The organism is Streptomyces sp. NRRL B-3229 (assembly GCF_000719505.1).
In the GTDB taxonomy this organism is placed as follows: domain Bacteria; phylum Actinomycetota; class Actinomycetes; order Streptomycetales; family Streptomycetaceae; genus Streptomyces; species Streptomyces griseorubiginosus.
Genome location: NZ_JOGP01000047.1, coordinates 1 through 10,700 on the forward strand (window position 1 = coordinate 1; position 10,700 = coordinate 10,700).

Below are 10,700 nucleotides of genomic sequence, written 5' to 3' on the forward strand. Positions count from 1 at the left end.
CCCCGACAGCCCACACCGCCGCCCCACGCAGGCCATCGCCCCGCCACACCACCGCCCCACCCCCGCCCCAAAGCGGCTACGCAAACCGGGACTACAGCTACTTCACCGGCATGATCACCCATGCCGTCGACGAAGCCCTCCACGACCACGACGACGACATCACCGCCGCAACCGAAGCCCTGGTGAAAAAGGCCGTACCGAACGCAATGGCCCTGTTCGAAGCAACCCGCGTCGGCGGAAATTACGAGCACACCATCTACCCGGAAACCCTCGAATTCCTCCGCAAGAAAACCAAAGACGGCGCCGACGAAATCTGGGAAGGCCGCCACAACTGGACCAACACTCACCTCACGGACGCCTTGCAAAACGGCGCCCACCCTCCGATCACCGTCAACGCCCTCGACACCAACGCCAGCTTCCTGTCCGCCTTCAAGACCCACCTGCCCATCGGTGCCCTGATCCACGACCCCCACGGCGGCTTCGACCCCAAACGCTCCGGCATCTACCGTCTTCCCACCCGCCCCACCTGGCACCACCCCGACCTGCCCGACCCGATCGGCAACCGCCGCGAAGACGGCCCCGTCCTCCTCGACGACGCCACCATCCGCCTCCTCATCCGCTGCGCCCGCCTCGGCCTGTGCGAGGCCCCACACATCACTGAATGCTGGACCTCCGGGGCCAGCGAAGGCCTCCTGGAAAAATTCCGCCGCGTCCTGACCGAGGCCCGCGCAAACGCCATCGAAGCCGACGACACGGTGACAGTCGAATACATCAAATCCATGTACTCGAAATTCACCTCCACCATCGGAGAATCAAGTGTTAACCGCGACATCCGCCGACCCGACTGGATGCACATCATCCGCTCCCAGGCATTCGCCAACCTCTGGTATAAATCCCACCGGGCCCACAGTAACGGCCTGACTGTCGTCCGCGTCCGCGGCACCGACGAACTCCACGTCGCCGGCGACTGGCACACGGTATTCACTGAAGGCCGCCTCACAACCCAGATGAAACAAAAAGACCAATACCCCCTGCCGAGGAAGAGCGCCCGATAGATGTCGACCGATGGATGGAAAAACTTCGGCAACTACGGCGCAGACCGCGACCCCGGAAACGTTCACGGAAAGGTCGCCCTCGCCCGCGCCCTCGAAGACGCCCTCGAACGCATGATCATCGACGGCGGAATCAAATCCCCAGTCGACACCCGCCGGGGCCTGAAAGCCCGCATGCGCTACCTCACCACCACCAAAGGGGGCCCCCAAGCCCTGGCCGACGTCGGCATCCACGCCACCCCCGCCACGATCCGCGCCTGGACCCGCGGCACCCAGCGCCCGCGCCCAGCCAACCTCGAAGCGATCGACACCGCCTACTGGAACCTACGAGCCCACAATGTGCTCACCAACCCCGGCGCCCTTAAGCAACACCTCAACCGCAACGGCCGCGGCACCCGCATCGAGATCCATCCCGTCAACCAGACCACCGTCGACGAGCCACGCCGCCGCGCCAACCTGAGGATCCAGCACCGGCAGGTCCGCTACATCTGGGACGACGCCGTCGACGCCCTCGTCGCCAGCGATCTGGATACCATGGGAGACCTCTGGGACGACGTCATTGCCGAACTCGACTCCGACTGGGGCGCCTACACCTACGTCTCCTACATCGGCATCGGCGCCTGATGGTCTGCGGGGGAGTGCCAGTTGAACGTCGTCGTCTGGGCGTCAGTGGCGCAGGTGCGGCGACTTGGTCGTTGACGCTGACGGACTGCGCTCACTCGTTGCTGGCATGAGGGACGAAGGGCCATGTCATTCTCACGCCAACCACCACCAACGCGCCCTGGGTCAGCGCCGCGTTGGGTTCACATGAATCCTCCATGCTGGAGAGTCCGGGCCGGCTGCCGGGAGCGGTGCCGGCCCGGCAGGTCGTCCGCCCGGTGCGGACTGTCAGTCGAGACCCGCTACCCGGGGCGCGAGGACCGCACCCCGGACGCGACGGGCTCAGTTCCTGTCAGTGTCACGGTCTCCGCAGACGTCCTCCTGAGAGCTTCCCGGATGCCCGCTGAGCAGCCAGACGCGCACCCGCATCTGCAGCCACCCGGCCCGGGCCCGAACACGGGCACGCACCCACTCGGAGCCGGCCCGCACCTTACCCCTCCACCAGGACAGGGAGGGCGGCACGAAGAAGAACAAGACACCCGCGAGCAGGAGCAAGGACGCGGGGGAATGCAGGACAGTGAAGAACAAGACGACCTCGTATGGGAAGAGCGGGCACTCAGCGCGCCGCGCCCCGCCTTCGCAAGGTCACACGGCCGCAGCGCCAGCGGTGGGCTCGGTCCGGTACAGCCGGACAGGACCTGGCGCCCGCGGTACCCGGGGTGTCGTCAGCCCGATCACCCCGCACGGCGAGGCCGCCGTGCGCACAACCCGCTCTCGACGCGGATACCGGGCATCGCCCAGGAACTGCTCGAGAACGCAGTGCAGGAGCGCCAGCAGCGCCTCGAGCGCGGCAGCCTGCTCGCGCAGGGCATGCACGCGGCCTGCAAGGCTGAGGTTCCGCCTGGGCTGCGAGGCCACCTTCACGGTCAAGAAGGCCTGAGCCGGTGAGATCGGTTCGCCAGCAACCTCCCGCTCCGCCATCGCATTCAGCCGGTCGTACTCCTCGCGGACTCGGTTCAGCTCCGTCTCGGCACGCCACTTGGCCTGCAGGAGATACACCACGGTGCTGGACTTACCGGAAGAACACCACACGACGAGGTCAGGGTCGGCCGTACGCGTGTCCACCGGGAGGCGGCCCAGCCGCATGTCCTCGTCGAAGGCCCGCTGCAGCAACACGGCGCCGAATCCGGCTCCGTCCTGCAGAGGGTCATCGTTCATGCGCACACTGTAGCCCGATTGGCGGTTGCCTCACCGATCTCAAACGGCGGTGAGTCACAGGGCGGGGCCATGGCATTGCGGCGGCTGCATGCTGCTCGTCTTGCAGCCCCACTGGCTCAAGACACGACCACCGACGCGGACTGAGCCAGCCACGCCGTCTCTCTCGCTCTGACGTGCAAGGTGGACGTCCCAGACCGAAGCGCCCACGCGACCCTCGATCACGAGCGATGAGCCGAGCAGTACCTCAGCCCCGCGGCTCGGGGAGTTCCCCTGGCCTGACGGCCACGACCTCCACGCTGGTGCAGCCCTCGCTCTCAAGAGCAGCCTTCCGATACTGGGCGCTGGGCTCGTCGTAGGCGACGGCGGAGGAACGAGGCGTGCCGGTGGGGTCAGTCCAGGTGAGGCCGTAGTTCTGCATGGTTGTCACAAGTCCAACGCTGTTCCTCCCACCGGCCCGCCCCTGTTGGGTCCGGTCGTCGCCCACGAGGGTGTTGTCGACAACATCTTCGATGCCGCTGGCGTCGGCGTCGGCAGCGCAGAACGAGAGACTATGGGCGGTGCGCCAGGCATCAAGGGCCGGAACGGTCGCCTGACCGACGACGGTCGCCTCGACGCCCGGCTCGAGACGGGTCATGGCGTGCACGACATCGATGAAAGGTGAGTCCAGCAGCGCCTGCGCCAAACGGTCGGCCAGCGGGTCTGCATCCTGGTGCAGCCCGTGCCAGTCGCGCATATTGGAGCAGGCCCGGAAGAAGGCGTCCAGCCGCCCTTTGACGAGATCAGGACGGTTGAGACCGAACACCCGGATCGTCTCCTCGCCCTTGGCCGACTTGTCCACCGGGTCGTACAGACCGCTTTTCAGCAGCAGCCGCAGATGGTTTGCCGGCTCCTCCGCAGAGGGGTCGACCAGGAGACACACACCGTCCCCGTTCACCGGGTACTGCGAACGCTTGGCGTTGCTGTTGCAGTACGAGCAGGCCAGCAGGTGGTTCGACCACTCGAAAGCACGCAGCGGCGCGTTTTCCAGCGGCTGGAAATGGTCAATGTCGGTGCCGCGGCTGTCGTCGCAGTACATGCACCGCACAGCACCACGGGTCATCGACTCCAGCGCCGTGCGTACGTGCTTGCGGGGGGTCTGCGCCTTGATCCACTGCTCACGCGCCGCCTTCGACGTTCCCCCGGCGTCCCGGACGCGCCCTGTCCACCGCGTCAGCAGAACCTGCGTCCTGTCGGAGACAGGAACGCGCTGAACCGGAATCACCGTTCCTGCTCCAGCCGCGCCGACACCTCGGCCACCCTGCTCTCCAGAGAGCTCGTCAGCAGGCCGCTCAGCTCCTGGTATTCGGCGATCTCCTCAGCCGTGGCTGCTTTGGCGTACACCTTGCGCTCCAAGGCCACCAGACGCCGGCGCTGCTGCTCGGCACGGCTGGAGTACGGCGTCTCCAGACCGAAGAGCTCCGAGAGCACGGCATCGTCTCCGCTCCCGTACACGACCCTGCGGTAGAGATCCTCGTCCACCACTTCGGGGGGCTGCTGCTCGTCTGCTCCAGGGAGCCGGATCAGTCCGCCCTCGTCGGCGGCCTGGCAGATGTAGGGGCTGTGGCTGGTGACGATGAACTGGATGTTGGGGAAGTGGTCCTGCATCCAGTCGCCTATCTTGCGCTGCCAGGTCACATGCAGGTGCGCGTCCACTTCGTCGATCAGCACGACGCCTGGGGCGAGGATCGCCGTACCCCCGGACCTGGAAGCGGTCGGATGAGTGTGCAAGTACCCGTAGGCGCCGTGGAGCTGCCGGACGATGTCCAGCACCAGCGCCGCCACCGTCCGGTAGCCGTCGCTCATCTCCTTCAACGGGAAGCCGGGCCCGTTATGGCCCTTCTCGACCACCCACAAGCCGTCCGCTGACACCCTCTGGATCTGGTACCGGTCAGGCAACAACCCGTCCCGCAGCAACGACATCACCTGATTGAGCAATACGGCGGCTTCACTGCTCTTGCCTTCCTCGTACATACGCAGCCGTAGATCGATCAGCCACGCCACGCCTTCGGCCAGCGAAGCGTCCTCGTGGAAGAGAGTTGCCAGTCGCCCACTGGGCCCCTGGTTCAGCATGAGCCGCTGCGCCTCGCTGGAGCCGCCGGTCAACCGCCGGAACGGGCCGTATCCGGCACAGAACCAGCCGATCGGGTTCTCCACCCACGGCCCGCGAGGGCCACTCTTGCCGGTACCCAGCGGTGCCATCACCGGCCGAGGAGCATGACGATCAGGCTCAGGGTGTGTCCACCGCAGGCCCAAAGAGATCTCACCTTGAGGCTTGTTGCCCGATCCCGTAAAGCCATCGTTCACCGGGTCGCTGACGACGTGGACCTCCACCTCCCCCTTCTTGGCACGCGTCGAGATCCAGCCGGTGAAGTCCGACACCAGCGCCCGCGCGACCGCCGGTCCACCCAGTGCCAGGGCGATCGACTGCAGCACAGTGGATTTGCCCGAACTGTTGCGACCCGCAAGCACCGTCCAGCCGCTACGCCCGGGCAAGATCAGATCGGCCGCCCGCCTACCGGTGAAGCCCTTGATGTTCCTGAGCTGGACCCTCGTGACGTACACCCGCGCTCTGCCTCCATCCACCGCATCGCCCCCACACGAACAGAGCCTCGCGGGGCACCAATGCCCTACATTCTCACGCCCCCACCACAGGCGACGCTGCGGGCCAGGACGACGAGCACAGCAACGCCGCCCCTGCGGCGACCATCCGCGGCTGACAACGACAACCACACACGGCCGGCTTCCCCGGCCGACGCGCCCTCCCACTACGGCAGCCCCGCCTCCGCATGGACGTAACCGAAAGCCTGCGCCATATGGACCACCGCGCGGCGCATCACGTCCTGGCGCTCGGCACGCCGCATGGAGGGCTCGGCGGTGATCGTGACTGCCATCTCCCGCCGGGAGCTGCGGCCGCCGGGACCGAGCTGCTCGAAGTCGACGAACGACGACAGAGCGGGAGCCACATCGACGTCGTCATACCGTTCGGCGCTCAGCCGCAGCTCGGTCGTGGGCGGTGCCGCCCAGCGCCGGAGGGCCAGGTCGCCGAAGACCGCAGGCAGCAGCTCAGCCGCCGTCTCCCATGCGTGGAAGAGGACGTCCTGGACCTCCTCGAAGCCCAGCGGTACGCCCCGATGGCCGCCCAGCGCTGCCATCCAGGCCGCCGCGTCCTCGACCAGCACGTCTGCGCAGGACACGACAGCGGAGTCCATCACGCCGGGGAGCGTGATCATGACGGCGGCCGTCACGGCCGGGCGCCTGTCCGGGGCGGTGACCACACTCGTATAGCTTGCGGCGTGCAGCGAGTTGTCGTGCGGGCCCGCCTCCCACCGGGCCGCAGGAAGGCTGCCGCCGCGCCGCTGGGACAGCAAGGTCACCGCACCGGCCAGCGCACTGTGCGGCAGGTGCTGCTCCAGGTCCTGGCGCCGCGTCCGGGTGATCTCCAGGGCGGGGGTGTCGGTCCAGGGAAGCGTCACCAGGGCGCGCAGGCGCAGCTGCGGCGGCGGCACCTGGCTCGTCCACCGTCGTGCGGACCGGGTCTGCTCGAGGCTGAAGCGCACAGCGGGCTCCCACTGCCATCCACCCGTCTGCGAGCGCACCAGGCGGCCAGCGCCCCACGTGCCGCCGTCCAGGTCCACCCGCATGGCGTCGGCGGCCACCACCCACGCCCGCCCTCCCTCGCCCGCTCCCGGCGGTACGGGGTAGCCGACCGCCGCCAGCGGATCCCCGCCGACATCGCTGCGGCCTGCGGTGACGATCGCCTGCCACACGGGCGCGACGACCACGACCGGCGGGTGCGGAGGAGCCACGCACAGCACCCACCCCGCCTCCTCGTCCCGGGCAGGGCCCAGATCCTGCAGCGCAGCCGCCCCGTGACGGTACGCCTCACCCACCGGGGCCCCAAGACCCGCACCGGCCAGTTCCTCGTACGCTTCCCGCATCTCCCGCTCCCACGCGGGCAGGCCCTGCCCCACGCGCACAGCAGCCGGCCCCGACGGGGAGTGGGCGACGGCTTCGCGCAGGAGCCTCGACAGCGTCTCGGCGGTGGGCATACCGGAGGCGGCGACACCCGCGGAGAGCAGGCGCTGGATCTCGGTGCGCGCGAGCCAGTGTGTCCCGTCGGCCTCGCGCACGGGCACCGCGACCGTGTCCGTGCGCGGCGCACCAGGCTTGCCGACCGGTGCCGCGACGACGAACAGGGTGCCCGCCTGCTGCGCAGGTACGTCGATGTAGAGCACGCGACAGCCCTGCTGGTCGTCGGACCACTCCACGCTGACCCCGCGCGGAGCAGGGGTGATGTGCGCGCGGATCAGCTTGCGGATTTGGTCGCGGTCGACCGAGGCGCGGTCGACCGGGATGATCCGGTCGAGGATCTCCACGTCGTCTACCACGCGCGTGCCGATGCCCAGCACGAGGACACCACCGCCACCGTTGGCGAAGGCGCAGACGTCCTTGGCGAGTTCCTCCACAGCGCGCGGCTCACGCGGCTCGTACGGAACCGCCTTGGCGTCCAGCCACTGCCCCTCCGGCTGCTCCAGCAGCAGATCGGGCTTCTGCGCGCGCAGCGCAGCACGGACGGCTTCGAGATCCATCATCGACACCCCGAAAGTATCCCGGCCAGAACTTGCCCAGCCGATCGAATTCCCCAACTCCGCACGGCCGAGGACACCAAGCCGCCACCCACCCCGGCCGCCCGCTCTGATGGTTCTCCGCGCCCGGCTGCACGAAGACCAACGTCCGCCCGCACACCCTGCAGCTCCTGGCCTCCGTTCAGGCCAGGCGGCGACTGTCACACAACGAACCGACCATGCCAAGACACACGAGCATCGGTTTGCCGCAAGGCGACTGATGCACCGGAACCCCGGAAACAACCACCAGCCCCGATCCGGCTGCGGCCTGGCCCTGCAGGACCTCGAACTCGTCAGCGCTGAGGCTGTCGACCCACTCGACCCAGCGCTGGAACTCAGCCTCCTCCTCTTCGCGCAGCCGCTGGTCGTACTCATCGAGCTCGGGCTCGACACCGTAAAGCAGTTCGCGACGGGTCTCCTCCCGCTGACGGCGCTCCTCGGCCCGCTCGACGACCTCGCACGGGTAGAGGGCGGACCCACTGGCCCCGGCGAGGATCCGCCGGTGCGCGGCGAGCATGCCGGTGGTCGTCTCGGGCCCGGCGCCGTACGCCGCGAGCAAAGCCGACAGCTGCTCCGCGGTGGGATGCCGCTTGCCTTTGAGGATGTTGCCGATCGTGCTCTTCGACAGCCGGCCGGCCGCCCCAGGAGATGCCGCCAGCGCTCGCAGCGAAGGCTTCTCGGCCTCCGCATGGATGCGCTTCAAAGCCCTGGTGAGACCTTCCCAGGTGCTGACCGACCCCGGAACGTACGCGGGACGCGGCCACACGGGTACTGCCGCCGGCGGGGCAGTATGCCGGGCCGCCGTCAGCAGGTCCAAGCCCCGCTTCTCGAACGCCCGGCCGTCGACACCGTTCTTGCTCGCCCACGCCCAGGCGTAGGCACTGATCGTCTTCCCCTTCGGCAGGGAAGGCGCGTCGAACGCGCGCCGCAGCGTGCGCTCACCCACCGGCCGCCCGGCCATGACGGCCCTGTCGGCCAGCCGCCGGAACGTCAGCCCGCACTGCGCCTCGCGCATCCAGGCGTGCAGTGCGGCCAACTCCGGCCACGACGCCACGACAGCCCGATGCTTCACCGGCTGCTCCCGGCGCACGCACCGAGCAGACAGCCCAGACGGCCGGGCATGAGCAGCGCTCCGGCGGCCGCCGCGAAAGCGACCAGGACACCCGGGAGGGGGCGCTCGAGTGCGGCGAGCGTGGTGACACACAGCACGGGCGTGACGGCGACGACCGCCTCGCCGACACCGAGCTGACCCGTGCAGCCAGCGTTGTCGGGCGGCGGGGGACAGGACGAAGACATGGCGATACCCCAGGATCGGCACGACAAGTGGAAAGAGTGGCCGGAGGCGAGAGGGCCCCGCAGCGGTGCAACCGATCGTCGCAGCAGCCCCGGACCCGGCGCGACCCGCTCGCCAACGGCCCGAAAGAGACGTACGCTCGCGCCCGGCCGCCGGGCGCAGGTCAGCGGCTGTGAGGTCACTTTTCCGTCCACGCCCCCTTCGCGCGCGGGGATGTCAGCGCTACCCCAGACACGCCGCCGGTCGCGGCCCTCCATCACTCCCACCATCCGCATCCGCACACCCACGGCGCGGACAAAAAGAGCAGACGAACGCGTGACCGCCCAGACCGGCATGCCCGATCGCCAGGAACGTCACCCGCCCCCTCACCCACCAACCGCAAGCCCGCCGGGACCGCGACCTCCCCCTGGAGCCAGGCGGAAATGAGAATCCGGCTCACAACCCCCGTGCGGTCAGGAGCCGCTCCACGCACGCAATAGACGTCCAATCAGGCCAACACCCACCGCGCCGGATGCGCGTCCCGCCCCAAGGCGACCGCCTCCTTCGGCGGGTAAGCCAGCTGATACCCGTTCAGGGCCAGGTAGGCCTCGGTGGAGTGCTCAAGACCGGCAGTTTCGCCAGGGTCTGGAGCAGCGCAGCTGCCTTGAGATACACCGAGCCGTAGACGTCGCGCTCCATCGCCCGGGCGTTGACCCGGGCGACCGTCGCGTAGAGCGGGCCGTAGTCGTCCACCTGGGGATCGCCGGGCAGCAACTCGGCCGCGTGCAGAAGGAAGGACACGTCCCTCCTCCGCGAACGCGTCGCTGATGGTCTGTGGGGGCGTGTCGGTTGAGCGTCGTCGTCTAGGCGTCGGTGGCTCAGGCGCGGTGACCTGGTCGTTGACGCTGACGGGTGGTGCTCAATCGTTGCTGGCATGAGCGACGAAGAGCCATGCCATTCTCACGCCGACCACCACCGGGCGGAGGCCGTCGAGCGGGCGCGGGCTGGCGGCGGTGCCCGCTGGCGGGGGTGAGTCTCGTACGGCGCCGCGCCGAGGGCGTGGCCCGCGACGAACTTGTCGACGCGGGCCGGCAACGCGTCCGGGGACGCGAGCGCGGTCAGGTGCGGGGCTGATGGCGATGGTGAAGACGGTTCCGCCTCATGCAGACCGCCAGACTGCTCGAAAGCACCGTTGGGCGGTACTACGGCGACGAGACCGGCAGAAGACATAAAGGCCCTACGGGCCTCCCACCAGCTCCCACACACACCTCCCAAGAACCGACCAAAGAAACCCGAGCACAAGGAAAACGAGCCCTGAATTAGGTTCTGACATTCTGCGTCGCGACACCCCTTTGGAGAACACCACCCGGAGAGAATCGGTACAAAATACTCAACACCCCACCAGAAAATAGAAAATGTAACGCAATGAATGCACCAGAAATGCAGGGCGCCTTCTCGGCGAGTTGCATAATCCCTCCGGGAGGTTTCCTGTCACCTCTTTTAAGCATCGAATATTTCACAAGAGGTCCAGACCACCGCTCTCATCACATAGAGTAGCCGTTACATAATTATATATCGACCTTGAGGGCGTTACATAATGGGTACACATTATGTGCAGGAGGGGTGCCCGGAGGGGGGCGCGCTTGAACACAAGTCAGCTCCACCCTCGCCACCAGCAATTGAGCTGAGGATGGCCCTCTTAGTATCTCTGACCTGCGATTTTATCTCTGGGGCGCCGACCGCACCCCCCACAATTATGTAACGCCAGCGAGGGCACGATCGGCCGCTTCCCTTTAGCCAGCCGTAGGTAACGCCGCGGAGCGGCGTTACATAACCGTCGCGGAGCGGCGGCGCAACGCTCCGTCACGTAGTGACGGCGCGTCATGTCTCCGG

General features: G+C 67.8%; 8 protein-coding genes and 1 pseudogene. 2 read left to right on the forward strand and 7 right to left on the reverse strand.

What is annotated here, in order from left to right; all coding sequences use genetic code 11:
• Together IF54_RS0138095 and IF54_RS0138100 are read left to right on the forward strand one after the other, a co-directional pair.
• Positions 1–1,055: acyltransferase (locus tag IF54_RS0138095; RefSeq protein ID WP_234439171.1), on the forward strand; the 1,055-nt coding region annotated here is incomplete at its 5' end.
• The gene (locus IF54_RS0138100; protein ID WP_030327258.1) at positions 1,056–1,676 is read left to right on the forward strand and encodes a hypothetical protein; all 621 of its coding nucleotides are present in this window, start codon (positions 1,056–1,058) and stop codon (positions 1,674–1,676) included.
• Between the two features lie 621 nt (positions 1,677–2,297).
• Here the strand turns inward: IF54_RS0138100 and IF54_RS0138110 are convergent.
• From IF54_RS0138110 to IF54_RS40135, 7 genes and pseudogenes are all read right to left on the reverse strand, one after another.
• Positions 2,298–2,870 (reverse strand): hypothetical protein, encoded by a 573-nt coding sequence (locus tag IF54_RS0138110; protein ID WP_030327260.1) that lies wholly within the window; start codon positions 2,868–2,870, stop codon positions 2,298–2,300.
• 244 nt (positions 2,871–3,114) lie between these two features.
• Positions 3,115–4,131, reverse strand: coding sequence for an HNH endonuclease (locus tag IF54_RS40665; protein ID WP_051735703.1), 1,017 nt, complete (start codon positions 4,129–4,131; stop codon positions 3,115–3,117).
• A complete protein-coding gene (locus IF54_RS0138125; protein WP_030327261.1) occupies positions 4,128–5,471 on the reverse strand; it encodes an AAA family ATPase in 1,344 nt (447 codons plus the stop codon). The genes IF54_RS40665 and IF54_RS0138125 overlap by 4 nt, the downstream gene beginning before the upstream one ends.
• Before the next feature lie 203 nt (positions 5,472–5,674).
• Positions 5,675–7,501 (reverse strand): RNA-binding domain-containing protein, encoded by a 1,827-nt coding sequence (locus tag IF54_RS0138130; RefSeq protein WP_037821154.1) that lies wholly within the window; start codon positions 7,499–7,501, stop codon positions 5,675–5,677.
• Positions 7,502–7,676: 175 nt separating this feature from the next.
• Complete coding sequence (locus IF54_RS43785; RefSeq protein WP_234439172.1) at positions 7,677–8,624, reverse strand: helix-turn-helix domain-containing protein; 948 nt, start codon at positions 8,622–8,624, stop codon at positions 7,677–7,679.
• On the reverse strand, positions 8,603–8,830 hold the full coding sequence (locus tag IF54_RS0138140) for a hypothetical protein (protein ID WP_030327264.1): 228 nt from the start codon (positions 8,828–8,830) through the stop codon (positions 8,603–8,605). Before IF54_RS0138140 ends, IF54_RS43785 begins: the two co-directional genes overlap by 22 nt.
• Before the next feature lie 450 nt (positions 8,831–9,280).
• A pseudogene (locus IF54_RS40135) lies at positions 9,281–9,608 on the reverse strand (fic family toxin-antitoxin system, toxin component).
• Between the last annotated feature and the right edge of the window lie 1,092 nt (positions 9,609–10,700).